The sequence below is a fragment of the Pseudomonas paraveronii genome (assembly GCF_963681955.1).
In the GTDB taxonomy this organism is placed as follows: Bacteria; Pseudomonadota; Gammaproteobacteria; order Pseudomonadales; family Pseudomonadaceae; genus Aquipseudomonas; species Aquipseudomonas paraveronii.
This window is the reverse complement of the sequence record NZ_OY817130.1, coordinates 3,272,789-3,296,828: the sequence shown is the minus strand read 5'-3', so window position 1 is coordinate 3,296,828 and position 24,040 is coordinate 3,272,789. Positions and strand designations below refer to the sequence as shown.

At 60.2% G+C, this 24,040-nt stretch carries 27 protein-coding genes and 1 pseudogene; 10 read left to right on the top strand and 18 right to left on the bottom strand.

Annotated elements, in window-relative coordinates:
* Positions 1–52 precede the first annotated feature (52 nt).
* Positions 53–310 (bottom strand): hypothetical protein, encoded by a 258-nt coding sequence (locus U5A08_RS14955; protein WP_253396014.1) that lies wholly within the window; start codon positions 308–310, stop codon positions 53–55.
* A 109-nt stretch (positions 311–419) separates the two neighbouring features.
* Between U5A08_RS14955 and U5A08_RS14950 the strand changes: the two genes are divergently transcribed.
* Complete coding sequence (locus U5A08_RS14950) at positions 420–773, top strand: hypothetical protein (protein WP_247405367.1); 354 nt, start codon at positions 420–422, stop codon at positions 771–773.
* A 143-nt stretch (positions 774–916) separates the two neighbouring features.
* Here the strand turns inward: U5A08_RS14950 and U5A08_RS14945 are convergent, their stop codons facing one another.
* From U5A08_RS14945 to U5A08_RS14900, 10 genes are all read right to left on the bottom strand, one after another.
* A complete protein-coding gene (locus tag U5A08_RS14945; protein WP_253396012.1) occupies positions 917–1,621 on the bottom strand; it encodes a YoaK family protein in 705 nt (234 codons plus the stop codon).
* A 69-nt stretch (positions 1,622–1,690) separates the two neighbouring features.
* Complete coding sequence (locus tag U5A08_RS14940; protein WP_321847260.1) at positions 1,691–3,313, bottom strand: ABC-F family ATP-binding cassette domain-containing protein; 1,623 nt, start codon at positions 3,311–3,313, stop codon at positions 1,691–1,693.
* Positions 3,314–3,556: 243 nt separating this feature from the next.
* Positions 3,557–4,636: a molybdenum ABC transporter ATP-binding protein gene (modC, locus tag U5A08_RS14935; protein ID WP_253396007.1), complete on the bottom strand. Its 1,080-nt coding sequence runs from the start codon at positions 4,634–4,636 to the stop codon at positions 3,557–3,559.
* A gap of 5 nt (positions 4,637–4,641) precedes the next feature.
* Positions 4,642–5,322 (bottom strand): molybdate ABC transporter permease subunit, encoded by a 681-nt coding sequence (gene modB / locus U5A08_RS14930; RefSeq protein ID WP_017846319.1) that lies wholly within the window; start codon positions 5,320–5,322, stop codon positions 4,642–4,644.
* Positions 5,323–6,090, bottom strand: a complete 768-nt coding sequence (gene modA / locus U5A08_RS14925; RefSeq protein ID WP_321847259.1) for a molybdate ABC transporter substrate-binding protein — start codon at positions 6,088–6,090, stop codon at positions 5,323–5,325. It abuts the gene before it with no gap.
* A gap of 119 nt (positions 6,091–6,209) precedes the next feature.
* Positions 6,210–7,268 carry an NAD(P)H-dependent flavin oxidoreductase gene (locus tag U5A08_RS14920; protein WP_321847258.1) on the bottom strand — a complete coding sequence of 353 codons (1,059 nt, stop codon included), beginning with the start codon at positions 7,266–7,268 and terminating at the stop codon, positions 6,210–6,212.
* Positions 7,269–7,386: 118 nt separating this feature from the next.
* Entirely contained in the window at positions 7,387–8,433 is a 1,047-nt protein-coding gene (gene ada / locus U5A08_RS14915; RefSeq protein ID WP_321847257.1) for a bifunctional DNA-binding transcriptional regulator/O6-methylguanine-DNA methyltransferase Ada, read from the bottom strand.
* 75 nt (positions 8,434–8,508) lie between these two features.
* Entirely contained in the window at positions 8,509–9,174 is a 666-nt protein-coding gene (gene alkB / locus U5A08_RS14910; RefSeq protein ID WP_321847256.1) for a DNA oxidative demethylase AlkB, read from the bottom strand.
* 4 nt (positions 9,175–9,178) lie between these two features.
* The gene (locus U5A08_RS14905; protein WP_247402393.1) at positions 9,179–9,343 is read right to left on the bottom strand and encodes a hypothetical protein; all 165 of its coding nucleotides are present in this window, start codon (positions 9,341–9,343) and stop codon (positions 9,179–9,181) included.
* 26 nt (positions 9,344–9,369) lie between these two features.
* Positions 9,370–9,672 (bottom strand): DUF1883 domain-containing protein, encoded by a 303-nt coding sequence (locus U5A08_RS14900; RefSeq protein WP_017846312.1) that lies wholly within the window; start codon positions 9,670–9,672, stop codon positions 9,370–9,372.
* Between the two features lie 213 nt (positions 9,673–9,885).
* Between U5A08_RS14900 and U5A08_RS14895 the strand changes: the two genes are divergently transcribed.
* Together U5A08_RS14895 and U5A08_RS14890 are read left to right on the top strand one after the other, a co-directional pair.
* Complete coding sequence (locus tag U5A08_RS14895; RefSeq protein WP_247402399.1) at positions 9,886–10,236, top strand: hypothetical protein; 351 nt, start codon at positions 9,886–9,888, stop codon at positions 10,234–10,236.
* Positions 10,237–10,488: 252 nt separating this feature from the next.
* Positions 10,489–10,719, top strand: a complete 231-nt coding sequence (locus U5A08_RS14890; RefSeq protein WP_253395997.1) for a hypothetical protein — start codon at positions 10,489–10,491, stop codon at positions 10,717–10,719.
* 12 nt (positions 10,720–10,731) lie between these two features.
* Here the strand turns inward: U5A08_RS14890 and U5A08_RS14885 are convergent, their stop codons facing one another.
* Positions 10,732–11,013 (bottom strand): YgdI/YgdR family lipoprotein, encoded by a 282-nt coding sequence (locus tag U5A08_RS14885; protein WP_247402404.1) that lies wholly within the window; start codon positions 11,011–11,013, stop codon positions 10,732–10,734.
* Between the two features lie 145 nt (positions 11,014–11,158).
* The gene (locus tag U5A08_RS14880) at positions 11,159–11,344 is read right to left on the bottom strand and encodes a hypothetical protein (RefSeq protein WP_253395995.1); all 186 of its coding nucleotides are present in this window, start codon (positions 11,342–11,344) and stop codon (positions 11,159–11,161) included.
* 310 nt (positions 11,345–11,654) lie between these two features.
* Here U5A08_RS14880 and galU point away from each other — a divergent pair, with 310 nt between their 5' ends.
* Positions 11,655–12,494 (top strand): UTP--glucose-1-phosphate uridylyltransferase GalU, encoded by an 840-nt coding sequence (gene galU / locus U5A08_RS14875; protein ID WP_003212579.1) that lies wholly within the window; start codon positions 11,655–11,657, stop codon positions 12,492–12,494.
* 105 nt (positions 12,495–12,599) lie between these two features.
* Positions 12,600–13,958: a glutathione-disulfide reductase gene (gene gorA, locus U5A08_RS14870; RefSeq protein WP_321847255.1), complete on the top strand. Its 1,359-nt coding sequence runs from the start codon at positions 12,600–12,602 to the stop codon at positions 13,956–13,958.
* Here the strand turns inward: gorA and U5A08_RS14865 are convergent, their stop codons facing one another.
* On the bottom strand, positions 13,959–14,966 hold the full coding sequence (locus tag U5A08_RS14865) for a DNA-binding protein (RefSeq protein ID WP_321847254.1): 1,008 nt from the start codon (positions 14,964–14,966) through the stop codon (positions 13,959–13,961).
* Positions 14,967–15,136: 170 nt separating this feature from the next.
* Between U5A08_RS14865 and U5A08_RS14860 the strand changes: the two genes are divergently transcribed.
* From U5A08_RS14860 to ahpF, 3 genes are all read left to right on the top strand, one after another.
* Positions 15,137–16,069: a site-specific integrase gene (locus U5A08_RS14860; protein ID WP_321847253.1), complete on the top strand. Its 933-nt coding sequence runs from the start codon at positions 15,137–15,139 to the stop codon at positions 16,067–16,069.
* A gap of 133 nt (positions 16,070–16,202) precedes the next feature.
* A complete protein-coding gene (gene ahpC, locus U5A08_RS14855) occupies positions 16,203–16,766 on the top strand; it encodes an alkyl hydroperoxide reductase subunit C (protein ID WP_010210361.1) in 564 nt (187 codons plus the stop codon).
* 118 nt (positions 16,767–16,884) lie between these two features.
* A complete protein-coding gene (gene ahpF / locus U5A08_RS14850; protein WP_321847252.1) occupies positions 16,885–18,450 on the top strand; it encodes an alkyl hydroperoxide reductase subunit F in 1,566 nt (521 codons plus the stop codon).
* A gap of 62 nt (positions 18,451–18,512) precedes the next feature.
* Here ahpF and gloA read toward each other — a convergent pair whose 3' ends face one another.
* The gene (gloA, locus tag U5A08_RS14845; protein WP_253395990.1) at positions 18,513–19,034 is read right to left on the bottom strand and encodes a lactoylglutathione lyase; all 522 of its coding nucleotides are present in this window, start codon (positions 19,032–19,034) and stop codon (positions 18,513–18,515) included.
* 197 nt (positions 19,035–19,231) lie between these two features.
* On the opposite strand from gloA, the gene U5A08_RS14840 reads away from it, so the two are divergent.
* Complete coding sequence (locus tag U5A08_RS14840) at positions 19,232–19,768, top strand: DUF4946 domain-containing protein (RefSeq protein WP_321847251.1); 537 nt, start codon at positions 19,232–19,234, stop codon at positions 19,766–19,768.
* Between the two features lie 111 nt (positions 19,769–19,879).
* On the opposite strand, the gene U5A08_RS14835 is transcribed toward U5A08_RS14840, so the two are convergent.
* The 3 genes and pseudogenes from U5A08_RS14835 to U5A08_RS14825 all read right to left on the bottom strand — a co-directional run bounded on the left by U5A08_RS14835 (position 19,880) and on the right by U5A08_RS14825 (position 22,942).
* Positions 19,880–20,242, bottom strand: coding sequence for a histone-like nucleoid-structuring protein, MvaT/MvaU family (locus tag U5A08_RS14835; RefSeq protein ID WP_253395987.1), 363 nt, complete (start codon positions 20,240–20,242; stop codon positions 19,880–19,882).
* A gap of 196 nt (positions 20,243–20,438) precedes the next feature.
* Positions 20,439–21,980, bottom strand: a complete 1,542-nt coding sequence (locus tag U5A08_RS14830) for an EAL domain-containing protein (RefSeq protein ID WP_321847250.1) — start codon at positions 21,978–21,980, stop codon at positions 20,439–20,441.
* Positions 21,981–22,027: 47 nt separating this feature from the next.
* Positions 22,028–22,942 (bottom strand): annotated as a pseudogene (locus U5A08_RS14825) (LysR family transcriptional regulator).
* Between the two features lie 78 nt (positions 22,943–23,020).
* On the opposite strand from U5A08_RS14825, the gene U5A08_RS14820 reads away from it, so the two are divergent.
* On the top strand, positions 23,021–23,944 hold the full coding sequence (locus tag U5A08_RS14820) for a DMT family transporter (RefSeq protein ID WP_321847249.1): 924 nt from the start codon (positions 23,021–23,023) through the stop codon (positions 23,942–23,944).
* Positions 23,945–24,040 lie beyond the last annotated feature (96 nt).

Below are 24,040 nucleotides of genomic sequence, written 5' to 3'. Positions count from 1 at the left end.
GTGAGCCAGGCCATTATCCGTGGCGGGTTCTACTGTCACAGTGAAACTAAATTCATTCGGCGGCCGGCGCCGGCTTCTTTTTCGCCTTGGCCTCGGCCGCCAGGCACTCCAGCGCAAACTGCTCGGTGTAGGTCATCTGGATCGGCGTACTTTCGCCTTTCACCGTGCGCTCGCCGTCGAGAATGTAGCGAATCCGCTTATCCGTCACGCCAATGCGCTTGGCGATCCACGTGGGCGTCTGGCCGATGCGGCTGATCAGCTTGTCGGCATAGTCGGTGGATGGGTTGTAGCGTTCGGCATTGGGTGTCATCGGTTTTCCAGGTAGAAGCGAGCTCGCAAGTAGGCGACAGGGTGACGTAATAATCCGTGAGTGTCGCCTGCTAATGGTAGAGTCGCGTTTTTTTCCAAGGAGCGATGGCATGCGGAAACTGGTAATTGGCGCATTGGTACTGGCTGCACTGGGCGGTTGCGCGGGCTCGAAAATGAACGCGGCACGCTCCGGCACGCCCTACAAGACCTTGGCTTCGGACAAGGCTGCGCTGGTGGTTGCCCAATGTATCCAGTTCGGCTGGCAGGACGAGACGGTGTTTGGTGTCGACGCCGGCGGCTTCAAGGAGCCGATCGAGGCGGGTGGTTTCACGGTGTACACCACCGGCGGCGACTACTTTGTCGACGTGCGCAGCGCAGGGGCCGGTTCCTCCGTCCATTACTACGCCGCTGATGACTCTATGGTCGCCAAGCGTCGTTTGGCCGCACTCGCGACTTGTCTGTAATCCGTTGCCTTAGTGGTTTTAGGACATGCCTGGCGGGACAGACGCTGGACATTGTCTTATGATTCACTCGCTCGCTCGACGTGATGGCTCTTTACCAGTACACGGACGTCGAGGCCGTAACGTCGGGCGAGCACCTCTGGTTATCAGCGCGGCATGTACCCCAAGTGCCAGCGCCGGGGGATCTTCAGTGACACCACGCCCAACACTGCAGCCAGCGCCCCGCTGACCAGCAGCGCACTCAAGCCCATCCGATGCTCCAGCAGCGCACCGATCACCGCCCCGATAAACATCCCCGTCCATGGGACCAGTTGCACGCGCCACCCATTGCGACGTTCCCCCAGCAGCCAGCGGCCCAGCCCGCGACCAAAGCGTGATAGCGCTCCGGTGACATAGGTGAGCCCCACCGGCAATCCGTTCACTTCTTCGACGGCGGCATTGAGCATGCCCATCGCCACAATTGCCGCCAGCAAGGCCGGCAGCATATCGTCGAACGGCCACAGCGCGCCGGCGCAGAGCAGCGTCGCAATGCACAGCAGCAAGGGCAGGGCGTGGCGACGGCTGATACGGCTGACCATGACACCCAAGGCGTTGCCGACGATGAAGGTTGCGACCAGCAATAGCAGGCGCCCGGTCAGGCCCAGGTCGCCTTCGCTGATTGCCACCGCCAGGCGCGTGGTGTTGCCGCTCATGAATGAGACAAAGTCGCCGCTGGCCATGAAGCCTATGGCATCGGTCATGCCCGCCAGCACCGACAGGCTGGCCACCAGCAGCATACCGACACGGCCACGCCATCGCTGTTGATGGGCGAGTCCGGCGTTGGCGTAGGACTTTTGGGACGAAGGCAACATGGGGCCGGGTTCCTCGGTGAGATTATTCGGCCACCACCGTAAGGCGCTTTGATGTCCGGCGCAATGATCTCAGACAGCTACCAGCCGCCAACCGGTGCTTTGCCAGACTAAGGTATGAGTCGGCTCGATCGCCTGCACGAACCCCTCGTCATGTGACACCACCACCATTGCGCCGGTAAATCCCTTCAGCGCCTGTTCGAACGCGACGATCGACTCCAGATCCAGGTGATTGGTCGGCTCATCCAACAGCAGCAGTTGCGCCGGCGTCTCGCGCCACAAGGCGATGGCCATCGCGGCTTTCAAACGTTCGCCGCCGCTGAGCCGGCCCGCCGCTTGCGTGACCCGTGCGGCGTCCAACTGCAGCAAGGCCAACCGGGTACGCAACTCAGCCTCGGCCAGTGGCGTGTCGAGCAGGTTGAGCTGCTCGACGATCGAGCGTTGGTTGTCCAGCAGGGCCAGGTGTTGATCGATATAGGCGCTGGGCACGTGCACCGAGCATTCGCCACTGACGGCCTGCGATTGGCCCGCCAACAGCTTGAGCAAGGTCGACTTACCGCAACCATTCGGCCCCCGCACGGCGACGCGCACAGGGCCGATCAGGCTGAGTGTGAGGGTTTGAGCGCCCAGCCACGGTAGCTCGGCATCGATCAGGGTCAGGACCTGTCGACCATTGGGCAGCGCCGAGCCGGGCAAGGCCAGCAGCGTCGGCGTCTGATCCGCCACGCCTTCGTAGGCTTGACGCACTTGCGCATCCAGCCGGGCGTTGTGTTCGCGATGGGCACCGCGCACCGTGCCGACGATTTGCGTGGCGGCGCCTTTCCAGCGGGCCTTGGTGAAACGGTCGACATTCGCGGTTTCAGCGTGCTTGCGTGAACGGGCGGCGCTACGTTGCAGGCTGTCGTGGTCTTGTTGCAGGCGCCGACGCTCGCGGCTGCGCTCCAGGCGGGCGTGCTCCCAGGCGGCGATAGCGGCGTGCTGCTGCGTATCGCGCTGTTGTCGATAGGTTTCGTAGTTGCCGCCATACACCCGGGCGCCAAGGGGCGACAGTTCGATAATGCGCCCCATGGCATTGAGCAGTTGCCGATCATGGCTGACCACCACCAGGCCGCCGCGCCAGTCACCCAGCACCTGCAGCAGCCAATCACGCCCGGCGCTGTCGAGGTGATTGGTCGGCTCATCGAGAATCAGCAACTGAGGACAGGCCAGCAACGCACCTATCAGCGCAACCCTGGCCAACTGACCACCGCTGAGGTGATGGGCCGGGGTGTGCGCATGAAGGGGTTGCAGCCCTGCCACATCCAGCGCGGCGCGCAAGCGCTCGGCCAGGTCCCAGCGATCGTCGATCAGTTCCAGGTCGTCGGCCTGGGCGGCGCCGTGAGCCATACGCTCAAGCGCGGCCAATGCCTGGGCGGTGCCGGTGAGGTGGGCGACGCTGTCGCCAGGCTCGATAGTCAGGGTTTGCGGCACATACGCGACGCTGGCAGAACCCGCGCGGGTGCCGGAAGTGGGCGCCAGCCTCCCGGCAATCAACCGGGCCAGAATACTTTTGCCGCGCCCATTGCGGCCGACAATGCCAGTGGGCGTGTGGTCAATGGACAGGTTCAGGTCGTCCAGCAGGGTTTCGCCATCGGCGAACTGGAAGGACAGGTGTTGCAGGGAAACCAATACGGGTAGCCGGTTGACGTCAGTCATCAGCACCTCCAAAAAAATGTCGAACAGGCCAACAAGCACGCCAGGCGGCTCGTTGCGGATACATTTTGGAAGGCTTAGCGGTTCACGTCGGCGGTCGTCCGGTAAATCAGAAGGGGGGGCAGACGCTAACCCACCTGGTTTTGTTCAGCAAGTCGGCGGGCGATGCAGAATCGGGCATGGCGCGCATTCCTTGGCAACAAATCAGGCCAGCGGGGTGCGCTCGTGCCAAAAGGTTTTCGTGGCTTACGCCAGCACCGCGACTGCCTTGATTTGTGCCCATAGCGTCTGGCCGGGGTGCAGTTGCAATTGGTCACGGGAGAAGCGGGTGATCCGTGCCAGCAGCGGCGTGCCGCCGGCATCCAGGCGCACCAGCACGTGGGCGTTGTTGTCCGCCGCAATCTCCTGGATGACCGTCACCGGCAGGCGATTGAGGATGCTGCTGTGTTCTTCCGCCTGCACATTGAGGCTCACATCCCGCGCCTGCACCTTGATCCGCAAGGCTTTGCCCAAGGCCAGCGGCGCATGGGCGACACGCATGTGCAAGGCGCTGCCGGGCAGTTGCAGGCTGAGCAACTGATAGTGCGCGTCGTAAGCGCTTACCGTGCCACTGATGACCACGCCCGCGTCGTCGCCCAACGCCAAGGGCAAATCCAGCCGCGCCAGGGTTTCACCGATGGGGCCACTGGCGAGGGCCTTGCCCTCGCTGAGCAACACGATGTGATCGGCCAGGCGCGCCACCTCGTCCTGGGCATGGCTGACGTAGAGCACGGGGATGTCCAGTTCGTCGTGCAGGCGTTCCAGATACGGCAGGATTTCGCTCTTGCGTTTACTGTCGAGGGCGGCCAGCGGTTCGTCCATCAACAATAGGCGCGGGCTGGTCAGTAATGCGCGGGCGATGCCGATGCGCTGGCGCTCGCCGCCGGACAAGTGCTGCGGATGCCGCTCAAGCAGGTGACCGATGCCCAGCAGTTCGGTGGCCTGGGTCATGTCGACGCGACGTTGCGCACGCGGGATGCGCTTGAGGCCGAATTCCAGATTGGCCCGCACCGACAGATGGGGGAACAGGCTCGCCTCCTGGAACACATAGCCCAGCGCACGTTTATGCGGCGGCACGAACAGCCCGCTGCGGCTGTCTTGCCAGACTTCATCGTTGACCTGGACAAACCCGTCCGTGGCACGTTCCAGCCCGGCAATGCAGCGCAGGCAGGTGGTCTTGCCGGAGCCGGAATGCCCATACAGCGCGGTGACGCCACGCCCGGGCAGATGCAGGTCCACCTCCAGGGCAAAGGCGGAATACTTAAGGTGCAGGCGTACATCAATCATCGACATCAGCTCCAGCCCATCTTGGTTTTTCGGCTGGAATAGAGCGCCAGCAACACGAGAAACGCGAACACCACCATGGCGCCGGCCAACCAGTGCGCCTGGGCATACTCCATCGCTTCGACATGGTCGTAGATCTGCACCGAGACGACCCGGGTCTTGTCCGGGATATTACCGCCGATCATCAGCACCACGCCGAACTCGCCGACGGTATGCGCAAAACCGAGAATCGACGCGGTGATAAACCCCGGGCGGGCCAGGGGCAGGATCACGCTGAAGAACGTGTCCCAGGGATTGGCGCGCAAGGTCGCGGCCACTTCCAGCGGGCGTGTACCGATGGCGGAGAAGGCGTTTTGCAACGGCTGCACCACGAACGGCATGGAATAGATCACCGAGCCGATCACCAGCCCGGCGAAACTGAAGGTCAGGGTGCCCAGGCCCAGCCATTGGGTGAACTGGCCGAAGTAACCATGCGGCCCCATCGTCAGCAGCAGGTAGAAGCCGATGACCGTGGGCGGCAGCACCAACGGCAGGGCGACCACCGCGCCGATAGGCCCGCGCCACCACGAGCGGGTGCGCGACAGCCACAGGGCAATCGGAGTGCCGATGACCAGTAGGATCACCGTGGTCAGTGACGCCAGTTTGATGGTCAACCAGATCGCGGAAAAATCGGCACTCGATAGCGGCATTTAGAGCTCGTAACCGTAGGACTTGATAACGGCAGCGGCTTTCGGCCCTTTCAGGTACTCGACCAGCGCCTTGGCAGCGGCGTTGTCTTTGCCCTTGTTGAGGATCACCGCGTCCTGTTTGATCGGGTCATGCATGGCGGCCGGGACGATCCATGCCGAACCGCTGGTGACTTTGCCGTCTTTGTAGATCTGCGACAAGGCCACAAACCCCAGCTCGGCATTCCCGGTGGAGACAAACTGATAGGCCTGGGTGATGTTCTGGCCCTCGACGAGCTTGTCCTTGACCTTGTCGGTCAGACCTTCCTTGGCCAGCACCTGGGTGGCGGCCAGCCCGTAGGGCGCGGCTTTCGGGTTGGCGATGGACAGGTGTTTGAACGCGTTCTGCTTCAGCACCTCGCCCTTGGCATCGACATAACCTTCCTTGGCCGACCACAGCGCCAGGGTGCCGACCGCGTAGGTAAAGCGCGACCCCTTGACGGTATCGCCTTCGGTTTCGAGTTTTTGCGGGGTGGTGTCGTCGGCGCTGAGGAACACGTCGAACGGCGCGCCGTTCTTGATCTGGGTATAGAACTGCCCGGTGGCGCCATAGGCGGCGACCAGCATGTGCCCGGTGTCCTTCTGGAAATCGGCGGCAATCGCCTGGATCGGTGCGGTGAAGTTGGCGGCGACGGCCACCTGGACTTCATCGGCGTGGGCCGGACCCAAAGCGCAGGCAGCAATCAGGCTGGCCAGGGCGGTAGGGGCCAGGCGTGAGGCGCGAATCGTCATGAAGCAGCTCCTTAGGAAATGTACGGCTTGTTATAGGTAGAAGGCTCAACCGCTATGTAGGGGAATATATAGCGGTTGGCCATTGCCGGTACAGTGCAAAGTTGCCACAGCGGTTGGGTCTATTTGAGCTTCGCCAGTGCTTGTTTGGCCAGTTCGCGGGTCAGCTCATAGGTGCCTATCTCTTTACCCAGGCGCAACGCCTGGCCTGCCCATAAGTTGCTGAAGCCCGCTTCGTCCTTGGCCTTGAGTGGCAATAACGCACCGCCGGCCCTGGGGAATGCCGGGGCCAATGGGTTGATCGCGCCCAACTCACGCATCACCCGGTTGACGATGCCCCGCGCCGGTCGGCCGGTGAACAGGTTGGTCAGCGCGGTTTCGCTGGCCTGGGCATGGCGCAATGCATGGTGGTGCGAGGGGCTGACCGTGGCTTCGGGGGTGAACAGGTACGCCGTACCCATCTGTACGGCGCAGGCGCCCAAAGCGAAGGCGGCGGCGATCCCGCGCGCGTCAGCGATGCCGCCGGCGGCGATCACCGGCACGCTGACGGCGTCGACGATCTGCGGCACCAGCGCCATCAAGCCGATCTGGCTATTGAGGTCGTCGCTGAGAAACATGCCGCGGTGGCCGCCGGCTTCAAGGCCCATGGCGATGATCGCGTCGCAGCCATGCTGTTCCAGCCAAATCGCCTCTTCGACGGTCGTGGCCGATGACAGCACCTTGGCGCCGGTCGCTTTGACGCGGTCGAGCAGGGACTTTTCCGGCAAGCCAAAATGGAAACTGACCACCTCAGGGCGAAATGCTTCTACGACTTGGCAGGCGTCTTCGTTGAACGGTGCGCGGTTGGTTACTGGCGTTGGAGCATCAACGTCGGCGCCCAGTTCGCGGTAGTAGGGTTGCAGCAGGTCCTTCCAGCGCCGATCACGCGCTTCGTCCGCCTCGGGCGGTTGGTGGCAGAAGAAATTCACATTGATCGGCCGCGTGCTGGCCTTGCGGACAGTGGCCAAAGCCTCGCGCAATTGCTCGATACTCAGCGCCGCTGCCGGCATCGAACCCAGCGCGCCGGCCTCGTTGGCGGCGATGACCATTTGCGCAGAGGTTGCACCGGCCATGGGCGCCTGGATGATCGGCACATCGATGCCCAACAGGTCAAGAATGCGGGTGTCTGGCCAGGTGCTCATGGGATGCGTCTCCAGCGTTAGTAAGAATTTTCGCTGTTTTAGCAGGGCCCTTGGCGCCCGGCCAGTCTGTTTTATTCACTGGACGCAGCCTGAGTTTCGTGCAGTGGCGAGCCGTTGTTTAGATGTCGCGCTCGCGCTCCAGTAACAGGCGCTTGCGTTCCACGCCCCATCGGTAGCCCGACACGTCGCCGTTACTGCGCACTACCCGGTGGCACGGAATGGCGACCGCCAGGCGGTTAGCGCCACAGGCCTGGGCCACAGCACGAAAGGATGTAGGCGCGCCAATCCGTTCGGCGATCTGCGCATAGCTGGCGGTGCTGCCCACCGGGATGTCGCGCAAGGCCTGCCACACCCGTTCCTGAAAGGCCGTGCCGCGCAGATCCAGCGGTAAGTCCAGGCCCAGGGCGGGGGCTTCTATAAACCCCACCACCTGAGCGACCAACTGCTCGAAAGCCGGGTCGGCGCCGAGCAGTTCGGCCCTGGGGAATTGGTCCTGCAGGTCACGCACCAGCGCGTCCGGCTCGTCGCCCAGGAGGATCGCGCACACGCCGCGATGACTTTGCGCCACCAGAATCGCGCCGAGGGAACACTGGCCGACGGCAAAATGGATGTGAGTATTCGTGCCGCCGGCTTTGTAATCGCTTGGCTTCATGCCCAGCAGTTGATCCGCCGATTCATAGAAGCGGCTGTTGGAATTGAAGCCTGCGTCATACAGCGCGTCGGTCACCGTGTTGCGCCCCTTGAGCCCCTCGCGCACTTTGCGTGAGCGCTGGGCGCTGGCATAACCCTTGGGGGTGATACCGGTGACTGACTTGAACACCCGATGGAAATGGAACGGACTCAACCCGGCCTGCAGGGCCAGTTGGTCGAGGCTGGGCGGGGTTTTGGCGTGTTCGATCTGCCGACAGGCGTTGGCTACAAGCTCGGCGTGTCGCGCCGCGCGCTGCGTCTGGTCGCCGGTCGCGCGTTTGCTTGGGCGATAGCCTGCCGTCTCGGCCTCCTGGGGCGTATCAAAGAACTCGACGTTTTCCGGTCGCGGCAAGCGCGAGGCGCTGCTGGGACGGCAATACACGCCGGTGGTTTTCACCCCATAGACAAACAGCGCATCCGCCTGGGGATCGCGGGCGAGGATTGCCGCCCAACGGGGGTCATGTTCGTTATTCATTGCCTGTTCTCATGACGGGTCACGGCCAGATTAGTCGTGTCGCAGTGGCCTGGCACTCTGAAGCTTGCGGTCAAATCAGCCGGCGGTACGAAAGGTCAGGTTGATGCGTTGCGCGCCCATGACCGCATGCGTACCGTCCTTGACCGGCATGACGCCATGAAAGCGCAGGCGATCGACGCCGCCCCACACCACCACATCACCATGGAACAACGAGATTTTTTGCGGCTTGTCACTGCGTGCATGGCCGCCGAACAGGAAGACCGCTGGCAGCCCCAGCGATACGGAAACCACTGGCGCGGTGTAGCAGCGTTCGTTCTTGTCCTGGTGCAACGACATCTTCGCCCCCGGCACATAACGGTTGATCAGGCAGGCATCGGGCACAAAATCACTGAACCCGGCGTCGGCCGCCGCGTGTGCCGCCAGTTGGCGCAAGGTCTCGGGCATGGCTGGCCAGGGTTGACGACTGCGCGGGTCAAGCGCGCTGTAGCGATAGCCGCTGGGATCGGTGGTCCACCCCAGCTCACCGCAACTGCTCAGGGCCGCCGACATGGTGAAACCGCCGGGTGTGACCATTTGCCGAAACGGCGACTGAGCCAGCACGCGCCGCAACGCTGGCAGAAGATGCTCAATGTAGGGCAGGGCATAGCCCCTCAGAACGTGGGACTGTTCGCCAATCTGCTCACGCCCTGCGGGTTGTTGCAGGGCGTCTTCGGCAAACAGGTCGGCGGTCGGGTCGGGCATGGGCTTACAGCGCCTTGCTCACGTTGATGTCAGTGATTTCATCGCTGGTGTCGTGAATCTTCGCCAGGACTTGCTTGGCTTCTTCGACGCTGTTGCTTTGCAGTTGCGCAAACTCAAAGCGGCGTTCGCCGTTGAGTTTGTACTTGATGACGTATTTGGTCGTGGTCACAGCTTTTTTCCTGTCGAGTGTTCGGCTCAGCTCAATTTGCTGTTGGTGCGACGAACGATACGGATCTTGTGGGACAGCGCAGGTTTGCGGGTGACGCTGATGGCGCGGCGCGTCACAACGTCCAGGGTGATGTTCCAGAAACCGGTGCTGGGCGCGGTGATTTTTGCGGGGAACTTGTCGAATGCGCCGCCGTGGTAGGTGTGACGACCGCCATTCTTGAAGCTGCGAAAATTCGCATCGCTCATCAGACGAATATTACAAGTCTGCGAGCATTCGATGACAACAATGTCTCCCTCGTTGAGGTGCTCACGCTGGTGGATGAATTTCATGGGGGGTGTCTCCAGAAGGGCTTTTTCTGAAAAATCAGAACGATACGTAGGTTAAGATAGAGTTTATCAGCCCCAGCGCGTTTATTATCGGGCCGTCGTCGACGACGTCGACAATTTAAAACAGTTATTTGCCGAGTTATCAGAGATAAATCCTACGTGGGCGGGAGAAAATTACCATCCCCGCTGTCGTAGCGTCTTTATCGGAGGTTTTATATGAAGTGGAGTGTGTTGGTTCTGGCCTTGGCGATAGGTGGGTGTGCTTCGGTTGCAGATATCAAGCAGACCCCCCCGACCCTAGCGGTCATTTCAGGGAAAAAACCGCAGGAATATGCCGCCTGTGTGGTGCGTAAATTGTCGACTACCCGCCGGCCGCCGCAGATTGAGCCTCATAAAGACGGTGTGCAGGTGATTGTGCCGCAGAAATTCTCCACTGACCCGTCGGCTATTTTCGAGATTGAAGAACGCTCCAGTGGCAGCAGCATAAAGCTCTACGAGAGCATGTCCAATGTGCCGATCCGTCCTGGCGATGTGAAGAAGGCCGGGGAGGACTGCATTTCCGGCTGAGGCCACGCGTTTTATACAGCACGTTTGAATCCGATAAAGACGCCTGACTTGCCATTGCGGTGTCAGGCCTTTTTTTGTGTGTTGTCCCGTCCTGCATAAGTTCACGCCAATGACGGGGTCAATCTCTATGGTCAAACAGTAGACGGCGTGCTCATCGGGCAGGGTATCCGTTAAACTGTCGGCCATGCACTACAAAAAATGCCGCTCAAACCCTGGGTTTGCGCGGCATTTGTCTTTTTCTGGAACTCTGTCATGAAACGTGAACACGTCAAAGCCCGCCATGCCGAAGGTCAGATCTCGGCCACCCACATCATCCAGAATCCCGCTGATCTGGGGGAGTGGATCGTATTCTTCAAGAAAAGCGGCGGACGCAGCTTTTTCCTGGTGGATGATCAGGATGAAGTGGAGTCGTTCCAGTGCCTGGACGACCTGATCGAGACGGTTCGCGGCCTGGGTATCAAGTTCGCCGAAATCCACATGTAAGCGCAGCAGCGCCTACTTGCAGACCACCACCACGCTGCGGCTCTTGAAGTTGCCCACGTCTTTGCCCAGGGTCTTGTCATCTTCGCTCAGGGCGGGCGTGCCCTCGGTGCCGACGATGCGATAACCGGTGCCGGCGCAGGATGCATCGGCCTTTTCATAGCAACCGGCCCAGGAGTTGGCTTCACCCGAGCAGTCGATCGTCAGGCCCTGTTCACCGTTTTTCAGATAAACGTCAGAGGTGGTGGTGCAGCCGGTGAGCGCCAGTACCGCGGTCAGTGCTAGAATCTTGTTCATGTGGGGTCGTCGTCGAGGATGTTGGAGGGGCGCGCGGACATTGTCGTGGGGCGTTTGCAGAAGATTATAGCGAACGGCCATGTAGGTACATGACCCACACAAAAAAGCCCCGGTCACCGGGGCTTTGTGCGCAGGGCTTGCAGGCTTACTTGCTCTTTGGCCGCTTGCTCGACGCGTGACCCGCTTCATCCACAAACACTTCGGCTACCGCAACAGCTTCGCGTTCGGTCGCGAACGAGCCGGCAACGCTGTCTCCGTGGAAGTTGATCAAGTGCCAACCGTCCGCACGCTGCGTGATCAGGTAGCCGTTTACGCCTTTGGGTTCTGACATCTATTAACAATCTCGTGGTCTGGTTCAAGGGCGTAATGATAGCGCCAATTGTCGCGCCCCCGCCCAAGTTATTCCAGATCAATGTTTGAGGCGCCAAAGCGTGTTAAAAGGGTTGCAGCCCATTTTAAACCAGAGGGCAACGCTGTTTTTGTCGTGCCGTTTGTGCAGCTCTTCGTAGGATTAGCGGAACTTACGCCGACATTTTTTCTCTATGATGACATCGCAACGCCAGCAGGACCCATTGTAAGGTGCCTGCGGCCTGATTAGACTGCGCCGAATTCCGTACGCACAGCCCTTTGTAAGGACCCATATGATCAAGAAATGCTTGTTCCCAGCAGCCGGTTACGGCACTCGCTTCTTGCCAGCGACCAAGGCCATGCCCAAAGAGATGCTGCCGGTGGTGAACAAGCCACTGATTCAGTACGGCGTCGAAGAGGCACTGGATGCCGGCTTGAACGAAATCTCCATCGTCACCGGCCGTGGTAAGCGCGCGCTGGAAGACCACTTCGACATCAGCTACGAGCTGGAAAACCAGATCAAAGGCACCGACAAGGAAAAATACCTGGTCGGCATCCGCAAGCTGCTCGACGAGTGCTCGTTCTCCTACACCCGCCAAACCCAGATGAAAGGCCTCGGCCACGCCATCCTGACCGGCCGCCCGCTGATCGGTGACGAACCGTTCGCCGTAGTACTGGCGGATGACTTGTGTGTGAACCTGGAAGGCGACGGCGTGCTGACCCAGATGGTCAAGCTGTACCAGAAGTACCGTTGCACCATCGTCGCGGTTCAAGAGGTTGATCCTCAAGAAACCAACAAGTACGGCGTTATCGCCGGCGACGATATCGGCGATGGCCTGATCCGCGTGCGCGACATGGTCGAGAAGCCTGCGCCTGAAGATGCCCCGTCGAACCTGGCGATCATCGGTCGTTACATCCTGACCCCGGACATCTTCAAGCTGATCGAAGAAACCGAGCCGGGCAAGGGGGGCGAGATCCAGATTACCGACGCCCTGTTGAAGCAGGCCAAAGACGGTTGCGTGATCGCCTACAAGTTCAAAGGTCGTCGTTTTGACTGCGGTGGCGCCGAAGGCTACATCGAAGCGACCAACTTCTGCTACGAGCACTTCTACAAGACTGGCAAGGCTTACTGATTCACGGTTGCCCGCCTGTTGTAAGAGAAAGCCACCTTCGGGTGGCTTTTTCGTTTTTCGCCCCCAACTAAGTCGGTATGCTGATTGCCTGCCGAGGAGAGTGAAATGGCCTACGATTTTGACCTGTATGTGATTGGCGCCGGTTCCGGCGGTGTTCGTGCTGCGCGCTTTGCCGCCGGTTTTGGCGCCAAAGTGGGCGTGGCGGAAAGCCGCTATCTGGGCGGCACGTGCGTGAACGTCGGCTGCGTGCCGAAGAAGCTGCTGGTCTACGGCGCGCATTTTGCCGAAGACTTCGAGCAGGCCAGCGGTTTTGGCTGGTCTCTGGGTGAAGCGAACTTTGACTGGGCGACCCTGATCGCCAACAAGGACCGCGAGATCAACCGTCTCAACGGCATCTATCGCAACCTGCTGGTCAACAGTGGCGTGACCCTGCATGAAGGGCATGCGCGACTGGTCGATCCGCATCAGGTGGAAATCAATGGCGAGCGCTTTACGGCCAAGCACATCCTGATCGCCACCGGCGGCTGGCCGCAGATTCCGCAGATTCCGGGGCATGAGCACGCGATTGGTTCCAATGAAGCGTTCTTCCTCAAGGCATTGCCCAAGCGCGTGCTGGTGGTGGGCGGCGGCTATATCGCCGTTGAATTCGCCGGAATTTTCCATGGCTTGGGTGCGCAGACGTCTTTGCTGTATCGCGGCGACCTGTTCCTACGCGGTTTTGACGGTGCGGTGCGCAAGCATCTGCAGGAAGAATTGACCAAGCGCGGCCTGGATCTGCAGTTCAATGCCGATATCGAGCGTATCGACAAGCAAGCCGATGGCAGCCTCAAGGCCACCCTCAAAGATGGGCGCGTGCTGGACACGGACTGTGTGTTCTACGCCACCGGCCGGCGGCCGATGCTGGATAACCTGGGCCTGGAAAACACCGGGGTCAAGCTCGATAAGCGCGGTTTTGTCGAGGTGGATGACCTGTACCAGACCGCCGAATCGTCGATCCTGGCGATTGGCGATGTGATCGGTCGCGTGCAACTGACCCCGGTGGCCCTGGCCGAAGGCATGGCCGTGGCGCGTCGCTTGTTCAAGCCGGAGCAGTATCGCCCGGTGGACTACGCGATGATTCCGACGGCGGTGTTCAGCCTGCCGAACATCGGTACGGTCGGTCTGAGCGAGGAAGACGCGAAGATCAGCGGCCATAAGGTGAAGGTCTTCGAAAGCCGTTTCCGGCCGATGAAGCTGACATTGACCGACTGCCAGGAGAAAACCCTGATGAAACTGGTGGTCGATGCCGACACCGACAGGGTCCTGGGTTGCCATATGGTCGGCCCGGACGCCGGGGAAATCGTGCAGGGCTTGGCGATCGCGCTCAAGGCGGGCGCGACCAAGCAGCATTTTGATGAAACCATTGGCGTACACCCGACGGCGGCCGAAGAGTTCGTCACCATGCGCACGCCCGTGGCCGACTGATCAGGTGCTGGGCGTTGCCTCAGCGGTTGCTGCAACGGCGGCCGTCAGACGCAACGTCTCGATGCTGGCCTGGGCCTTGATCAGGTCCAGTTCCAGTGCCTTGTTGGCCTGCTGAAATTCGCTCAGCGCGGCTTGGCGTGACTGACTGTCTTGCACCGCGACCCGCAGGCGCTCCTGGAGCAGGGTGCGTTCGCTGTCGATCTGCTTCAACTGTTCGCTCAGTTTGAGTTGCTGCGCTTGGTCCTTGCGCACTTGCTCGTGCAATGCCGCCAGCTCCTTCACGGTTACTCGATGTTCGATCAGCAAGCGCTCGTTGTCGCGGTGCAACTGGGTGATCTCGTCCTGGCGCACCATTGCGCTCTGCTGGGCCTGGCGCAGTTCCGCCTGGACTTGCTGCACCTGACCTTCGTGGCGGCGCTGTTCCTGTTCGCGCTGCTCTTTGATTGCGTTGCGGTAATGCTCCAGGGCATCCCGAGCGTGCAGGTGCTTGTCTTCCAGCGAGCGAATTTGTTCGTCCTTGTCGCTGATGCGTAGCTCGTAGTCACTGCACGCCTGGCTCAGCCCGGCGTTACGGGTTTGCTCGGTTTGCAGGCTGGTGCTGGCGGTTTGCAGGGCTGCGCTTTCGTCGGCTAGGGCTGCGGCCTGGATATCGAATTGCTGCTGCAGCTGGTTATGGGCTGTTTGCAGCGTTTCGAGTTGGGCGAGCAGGGCGGTTTTCTGTTGCTCAAATTTCGCCACGGCCAGGTCAATCGGTTCTTGGGCTTTCTCTTTCAGGCGTTGGGCAAGCCGCGCCACCAGTTCGCCCAATTCGTCGTCGATGGGCGCTTCGGTGATGGTCTGCCGCGTTTCACTCTCGTCCAGTTCCTTCAAGTAGCGATGAATCGTGGTTTTCGAACCGGTATTACCCATTTCGATGCGTACCGCATCGATGCTGGGGTTTTCGCCGCGGGCGAGAATCGCCAGGCGTGCCGTTTGAACGACTGCTTTGTTTATGCCGCCACGAGCCATGGGGTCTCCGTCGATTTAGTACTGTGGTACATGGTATGTATATACATACTATATCATCAATAATTGTCGGTTAAAATTCATGATTTAACAGATGGGATATTGGCGTATTATCCCGTGTCAGCACGGTTTTCACCGTGAGTGCGCCCTATCAGCAGTACGAAAAGGCTTTCATGAGCGATCTGGATCGTTACCTCAACGCCGCTACCCGCGATAACACGCGCCGCAGTTATCGCGCAGCCATCGAGCACTTCGAGGTGAGCTGGGGCGGATTCCTGCCCGCCACCAGCGACAGCGTGGCGCGTTACCTCGTGGCGCATGCCGGGGTGTTGGCGGTGAATACCCTGAAGCTGCGGCTTTCAGCGTTGGCGCAGTGGCACACGAGCCAGGGCTTTCCCGACCCGACCAAGGCGCCAGTCGTGCGCAAGGTGCTCAAGGGGATTCGCGCCGTGCACCCTGCGCGCGAGAAGCAGGCAGAGCCGTTACAGCTCAAGCACCTGGAGCAGGTGGTGGCATGCCTGGAAGGAGAGGCGCGAGCGGCAAGCGAAGCCCAGGACCCCGCCGGACTGCTGCGCGCCAAACGTGACAGCGCATTGATCCTGCTGGGGTTCTGGCGAGGCTTTCGCAGTGATGAGTTGTGCCGATTGAGCATCGAGCATGTTCAGGCCGTGCCCGGGGCTGGCATCAGCCTGTACCTGCCGCGCAGCAAGAGCGACCGCGACAACGTCGGCAAGACCTACCAAACCCCAGCATTGCTGCGGCTATGCCCGGTGCAGGCCTACAGCGAATGGCTCAGCGCCTCGGCGCTGGTCCGCGGCCCGGTGTTTCGCGGGATTGACCGCTGGGGCAACGTGGGCGAGGCGGGGTTGCACCCCAACAGCGTGATCCCGCTGTTGCGCCAGGCCCTGGAGCGTGCGGGCATCCCGGCCGAGCAATACACCAGCCACTCCCTGCGCCGGGGCTTTGCGACTTGGGCCCAGCGCAGCGGTTGGGATTTGAAGTCGTTGATGAGTTACGTCGGCTGGAGCGACATGAAATCCGCCATGCGCTATGTTGAAGCGACGCCCTTTCTTGGCATGACCCTGGCCACCCAGCCGCTGATTTGAGATTTCTTCTATTAATACTGTCAGTTGATAGGGAAAACCAATCGCGAGCATCAGGTTTGCCAATGAGCCATCGGCCGCAAGAGTGGGTAGGATTCATCTCATCAACTTACTAACCCCTGACGGAGAGTCAACGATGCCTATCATCAACAGCCAAGTAAAACCGTTCAAAGCGACCGCCTACAAAAACGGCAACTTCGTAGACGTGTCTGACGCTGACCTGAAAGGCAAATGGTCCGTAGTGTTCTTCTACCCGGCCGACTTCACCTTCGTTTGCCCAACCGAGCTGGAAGACCTGGCTGACAACTACGCCGAATTCCAGAAGCTGGGCGTCGAAATCTACAGCGTTTCCACCGACACCCACTTTGCCCACGCTGCCTGGCACAACACCTCGCCAGCCATCGGCAAGATCCAGTACACCATGATCGGCGACCCAACCCTGACCATCTCCCGCAACTTCGACGTGCTGATCGAAGAAGCCGGCCTGGCAGATCGCGGTACTTTCGTGATCAACCCGGAAGGTCAGATCAAGATCGTTGAACTGAACGACGGCGGTGTTGGCCGTGACGCTTCCGAGCTGCTGCGCAAAATCAAAGCCGCTCAATACGTTGCTGCCCACCCAGGCGAAGTGTGCCCAGCCAAGTGGAAAGAAGGCGAGGCCACCCTGGCTCCGTCTCTGGACCTGGTCGGCAAGATCTAAGTCTGTGACACATCAAGGGCGGGATTCCGCACCTAAGTAAGCTGCAACCGCCCTCAAAAACGCCCGGGCGAGATTCGCTCGGGCGTTTTTTTTTACCGAATCAAAAGGAATCGCCCGTATGTTGGACGCCAATCTTAAAGCTCAGTTGAAGTCATACCTGGAACGGGTCACCCAGCCGATCGAGATCGTCGCCTCCCTCGATGACGGCGCGAAGTCCCAGGAAATGCTGGCTCTTTTGCAGGACGTAACCAGCCTCACCACGCTGATTACCCTGAAAACCGAGGGTGACGATGCGCGCAAGCCCTCGTTCTCCATCAACCGCCCGGGTGCCGATATCAGCCTGCGTTTTGCCGGCATCCCCATGGGCCATGAATTCACTTCGCTGGTGTTGGCCCTGCTGCAAGTCGGTGGCCACCCGTCGAAGGCCAGTGTCGAAGTGATTGAACAGATTCGTGCCCTCAAAGGCGAGTTCAGCTTCGAGACGTACTTCTCGCTGTCCTGCCAGAACTGCCCGGACGTGGTCCAGGCGCTGAACCTGATGGCCGTGCTGAACCCGAACATCCGCCACGTGGCCATCGATGGCGCGCTGTTCCAGGCCGAAGTCGATGAGCGCCAGGTCATGGCCGTGCCAAGTGTCTACCTCAATGGTGTGAACTTCGGCCAGGGCCGCATGGGCCTGGAAGAAATCCTCGCCAAGCTCGACACCAGCGGCATCGAAAAAGCCGCCGAGAAGATCAGCGCCAAAGCGGCATTCGACGTGCTGGTGGTCGGCGGTGGCCCGGCCGGTTCGGCGGCGGCTATTTATGCTGCGCGCAAAGGTATCCGTACCGGTGTGGCGGCGGAGCGTTTTGGCGGCCAGGTGCTGGACACCATGTCCATCGAGAACTTTATCTCGGTGCAGGAAACCGAAGGGCCGAAGCTGGCCAGCGCGCTTGAAGCCCATGTGCGTCAGTACGACGTGGACATCATGAACCTGCAGCGTGCCAGCAGCCTGGTGCCGGCGAAGAATGCCGGTGACTTGCACGAAATCCGCTTTGAAAGCGGTGCGACGCTTAAGTCGAAAACTGTGATCCTGGCCACCGGCGCCCGCTGGCGTGAAATGGGTGTACCGGGTGAGCAGGAATACAAAGCCAAGGGCGTGTGCTTCTGCCCGCACTGCGACGGCCCGCTGTTCAAGGGCAAACGCGTGGCGGTGATCGGCGGCGGTAACTCCGGCGTTGAAGCCGCTATCGACCTGGCTGGTATCGTCAGCCACGTCACCTTGCTTGAGTTCGACAGCAAGCTGCGCGCCGACGCTGTGTTGCAGCGCAAGCTGTTCAGCCTGCCGAACGTCAACGTGATCACCAGCGCGCTGACCAGTGAGGTTAAAGGCGATGGCCAGAAAGTCACCGGCCTGGTGTACAAGAATCGTGACAGCGGCGAGTTCACGACCATCGACCTGGAAGGCATCTTTGTGCAGATCGGTTTGTTGCCGAACACCGACTGGCTCAAAGGCACGGTCGAACTGTCGCCCCGTGGCGAGATCATTGTCGACGCACGTGGCGAAACCTCACTGCCAGGCGTCTTCGCTGCCGGTGACGTGACCACTGTGCCGTACAAGCAGATCGTGATTGCGGTGGGCGAGGGCGCCAAGGCTTCCCTGAGCGCGTTTGATCACCTGATCCGTAGCTCGGCGCCGGCATAAAATCCAGCCCGGAAATGAAAAACCCCATGTGTAAGCATGGGGTTTTTTATTGCGTGGGATGTTTACAGCGGCGCTGGCTGAATGATCTCAACCCAGTAAGCGTCCGGGTCCTTGATGAACGCCAGGCTTTTCATGCGGCCATCGTTCAGGCGCTTCTGGAAGTCGCAGCCCAGGGCTTCGAAGCGCTCGCACGCAGCCACGATATCCGGCACCGAAATGCAGATATGGCCAAAGCCGCGTGGGTCGGTATTGCCATTGTGATAGGCGAAGTCGGCGTCGTTTTCGGTGCCGTGGTTGTGGGTCAGTTCCAGGATGCCAGGGATCGACTTCATCCACTGGGTACGCTCGGCGGCGTCCGCCGGAATCCGGGCCTTGTCCACCAGCGCCAGGAAGTACAGGCTGAATTCGGCTTCCGGGAAGTCGCGCTTTTCTACCAGCGAGAAACCCAGCACACGGGTGTAGAAATCCAGGGACTTGGTGATGTCCTTGACCCGCAGCATGGTGTGATTGAACACGAAGTTCGACGTGGCGGTGTCAGGTTGGGCGGTGACGCCCGGGAAAGTGTTCAGATCGTGCAGGCTCATGGACCCTCCAGAAAAAATGGGGCAAACGCGGCGTGAGATGAGCGGTGCGTTCCCTTGGCTTGCGGCAAGCATTCGTGCAGCTGGGCCATGATACGCAAGGCCCGCTCACTGCGCCAAATGAAAAAGGTCACGCAGGCCTTGCGACCCGCGGGGGCTGGGCCGCAAACTTTGGCGCTTGAACCTGGGGTGTTTTTGCAATGATCGAATGTCGTACACCGCTGTTGAGCGCGTTGTGTTTGCTGTTGAGTAGCCCCTTGGCGCTCGCGGCCGAACCGGAAATCCACTGGCCCAGTGGCTGGCAAATCGAAGAAGTGGTCACTGATAAAGAGACGCCAGCCAGCACTCTAAACGTGTCTCGGCAGCGGGCAATCAAGAATGATGAAAATGGCGCGACAGTGATGGTCATGGAGTTGACGGGCACGCCGATCGAGGCCGGGCATGCCGTCAATCTTGAGGGCGTGTTACTGGAAATGCGCAAGTCCATCCAGAAAGATTTTGCCCAGGGTGGCTATCAAAGTGTGTGCAGCAAGATGCACCCTACAACATTGAGCCGTCTTGAAGCGCTGGAAACTACTTGCGTGATTACCGAGAACGGCCGGCACGTACTCTCGCAAACATTGGTTGGCGCTGTTGATACCGATAAGGCCTTTGTTTTTTCATACGCGGGCCAGGCGCAAGCATACGAAGCGAGCAAGGATGAAGTCCGTTCGGTGCGCGACAGCCTGAAACTTTGAAAGGCGCTGTCCCCCACATTTTTGAACGAAGTGAAATGTTATTTAAGTTCGCATTCGAACCGTTAAAAAAAAGCCCCGCTATTGCGGGGCTCTTTGTAAGTGCATTTTCGATCAGCCACGAAGCCAGGAATCTACAGTGGCGGCGCCGTACTGTTCTTTCCAGGCTTTCAGGCCGCGGTGGTTGCCGCCTTTAGTCTCGATCAGTTCGCCGGTGTGCGGGTTGTGGTAAACCTTGACCACGCGCGCACGGCGCTGTTTTGGTGCGGTCGCGACCGCTGCGGCCTTGCCTGGGTTGGGATCAAGGATGGAAATGATGTCGCGCAGGCCCTTGCCGTAGCTCTTCATCAACGCTTGCAGTTTTTCTTCGAATTCGATTTCTTTCTTCAGGCCAGCGTCGTTCTTCAGGGATTCCAGCTGGGCAAGCTGCTCTTGAAGGGCTTTTTCTGCTGCGCGAAATTCGGCGAGTCTGGACAAAATATTTACTCCAATAGTGTATTTGGCTGATATCAACTGCAGATAACGCTACAAGCCAAGAGCTTTAAGGCGACTCAAGAAAGAAGCCTTCCTGCGAGTTCTGCACAGGTATGAAAAATTGTAGTAGTTAATCCGCCACGAGTAAATCATGTCTTTAGCTAATTAACACTCTTTCATCGGCGCGGTAGATGGCTATTCAATGGCTGGTCAGGGATTTAATGAACTCGTCGCAGGGTAGCGGGCGCCCGAACAGGTAACCCTGCAGGAAATCCACGCCTTGTGCTGCCAGGTATTCACATTGCTCGATTGTTTCCACGCCTTCGGCAACGATACCCAAGTCGAGCTTGCCGGAGAGCTCTATGATGCTGTCCAGAATATGCCGCGAGAGTGCATCTACCCCGATCATGGCGACAAAGCTCTGGTCGATCTTCAAGTAGTCGACATTGAAGTTACGCAAGTAGGTCAGGCTGGAGTGACCGGTGCCAAAGTCATCAATTGCAATCATCACCCCCAATTCGTGCAGCGCATCGAACAGGCGGCGGGTGGTGTCGGTAGGCTTGATCAGTTCGCGTTCGGTCAACTCCAGCACCAGGATCACCTGGCCAGGCGTGAAGGCGGCGAGAAACTCCCGGCAGTCCTCCACCAAGGCCAGGTCCTGACAATGACGGGCGGTGATATTCACGCCGATATGGAAACCGCGGGTGAAACGCTCGGCATGCGGCGCCAATTGCGCCGCCGTCTGGCGTAGCAGCGCGCGAGTCATGGGCACGATCAGGCCACAGTCCTCAGCCAGTGGAATAAACAGGTCCGGCCGCACCAGGCCTTCCTTGGGGTGGTTCCAGCGCATCAGCACCTCGCAGCCGGCCCACTCGCGCGTATCGCCGCGTACCACCGGCTGGAAATAGGCGATGAACTCATTGGCGCTCAAGGCCCGGTGCAGTTCGTGGGTCGGGGCTGACGAGCGTTTTTGCAACCAATGAGCCGACGCACCCGCCAGTGCGCCAAAGAATCCCACCAGGATGAACAGCGCCGGGTAACGATCCTGCATATAGCGCCAGACTTCCCCGGCCGGCATGCCGGCGTCGACGCTGTAGCCATAGCGCGTGGATGCCAGGTGGTGGTGGGCCACGGCAAACACCGGCTGCGCACTGTCGCGCACCTTGCCGTCAGCGCTCATCCAGTGAGGCCCGACCTGTAGGACGAGCTCTGCGTTGTGGCGGATCAGGCGCAGGGCGTTGCTCAGGTGATAGCCGTCAATCGATGCAAATGCGCCTTTATCGCCGTCGACCAGGCGGTATACCAACAGCGCGGTATCCGGTGTGACCGGGTTGCCATTCATCAACCATAAGCGCCCATTGACATAATCGTCCGGGTTGACCGGTGATTCGTAACCACCGCCGAACAGTGAGCTGCAATAGATGTTTTTCTGCCAGGACAAGGTGGTCGCCCTTACAAACGGCCGGCGCGTGACCTGTTCACGCAGTGCCAGCTTTACCGTGTTGTCACAGGGCTGACCGGCCAGCGGCAGTAACGCCTGGGCGGCGAGGGCGGTGTTGTCGAGCATCAGGTCGAACTGGCGCACCGCTTCCTGGGCCGTCTGCGCGGTACTTTGTTGCAGGGTGTGTTCAGCCTGCCAATGCAGGATGACCACGCCCGCCCCGATCGGCAGCAGCGCGCTGAGCGCGGTGATCAGATAGCGCGTGGCGCGCTTTCGCGGGGCGTTGACGGTCAGGGGCATGGGGCGGACGGTCTGTCGTGGGATGGGGCGTGCCGGGCGGCACACGATTAACTCGATGATAGATGGCCGGGCCCGATTAAGCTCGCCGCCGGTGAGAAATCTACGTTCTGCGCTACATGAATGAAGGCCAGGGTCGCAGGCGTCGACTGGCGTTGATCCAGCACCGCCAGGCCAATTTCGCGGCTGACCGGCGGGGACAGCGGACGCACGGTGTAGCGCGCATCCGGCGTTTCGGGCAACGACGCCTGCGCCACCACGCTGACGCCGTCACCACGGCTTACCGCCTCCAGGGTGCTGAGCAGTTGCGAGCAGCGATAACGCACATTTGGGGTCAGCCGAGCCGTGTCGAACAGTCGCGAGACCAGCTCCAGCGAACCGGCTTCAGTGAGGATGAACGGGTCAGCGCACAGCGCCTTCAACGCCACGCATGAGCGTTCGGCCAAGGGGTGGGCTGCAGGCAAAAGGGCGACCATCTGGTCTTTGAACAGCGCAAACGTATCGAATCGTTCGTGCTCCAACACTACAAACCCTATATCGATACGCCGCTCGTCCAGCCATTGGATCACCTGGCGATCCGGGCCTTCGTCGACATGCACTTCAATGCCCGGATACTGCATCCGGTAGCGCTTTAGAATGCGCGGCAGCAGGCGATTGGATGAGGTGGGGCCGAAAGAGCCGATGCGCAGGGTGCCGCGTTTCATCCCGCGCGCGTCGCAGGCTTCCTGCTGCAAGGTGTCGGCCACGCCGAGCAGTGTGCGGGCGCGCATCAGCAGTTGCCGGCCGATGTCGCTGAGTTCAACTTGGGACTGATGGCGTCGAAATAGCTCGACGCCCAGCTCTTGCTCCAGGGCTTTGATGGCGTGGGACACAGCGGACTAGCTGATCCCCAGGCGATGGGCCGCGCTGGTGAAGCCCTGCAGTTCGGCGACCCGGGAGAATATTTCCAATTGCGTGAGTGTCATGAGTATTTACTCATTTTACGATGATTGATCATTAGTTGGAGGATACGCCAATCCTGCAAGCCACAGAGCAACCCGCCAATGACATCTGCTCCGGACCACTCGACCTACCTGAAGCTCGCCGCTGTGACCATGATCTGGGGCGGGACTTTCGTGGCCGGCCGCTATCTGGCCGCCGACCTAGAACCGCTGCTGGCAGCGACACTGCGTTTTCTATTGGCGAGTGTTGCGCTATTGGCCTTTATGGCCTGCGCACGCGTGCGCCTGAGTCGCCCAGACGCCAGGCAGTTCGTGCGTCTGGCCGTGCTGGGTTGTTTCGGCATCTTTTTCTACAACCTGTGTTTCTTTTACGGGCTGCATTACATCAATGCATCGCGAGCCTCCTTGATTGTCGCCTTGAACCCCGCGGTGATCGGCGTGGCTTCATGGTTGCTGTTCAAGGAGCGCCTGGGTGCAGCCAGGTGGCTGGGGATTGCCTTGTGCCTGGCCGGCGCGGGCACGGTGATTGTCAGTCGCAACCCCCAACTGTTGCAGGCGGTAGACAACGCCTGGCGCGGCGATTTGCTGATCTTCGGCTGCGTGGTGGGGTGGGGCGTGTACTCGTTGTATTCCCGTGAGCTCAACCAACGCCTGGGTCCCTTGCAAACGGTCACCTGGTCGATTCTGCTGGGTACGGGGATGCTGATGATCACCACCCTCATCAGTGGCAGGCTCACTCTGAATGCGCTGGCCGCCGTCCATCTGCCGCAACTGCTCGGCCTGTTGTATCTCGGGGTGGTGGGCTCGGCGGTGGCCTATATCGGCTGGTATGACGGTATTCGCCGAATCGGCGCGACCCGCGCCGGTGTGTTTATCGCCCTGAATCCGCTGACCGCAGTCATTTGCGGCGCGGTGTTGCTGGATGAGCAACTGACCCCACCCATGTTGTTGGGCGGCGCGGTGATCCTGCTTGGCATCTACCTGTGCAACAAACCCCTTGCTCCGGCCGGGCCAATGGGGATTTGATAAGGGAGCGGACAAATACTGTTACGCTGTGTAGAATCGATTTACGCATACAAGAATATGGACTTGCGCTCACGCAAGCCTCAGCCGTCAGAGACT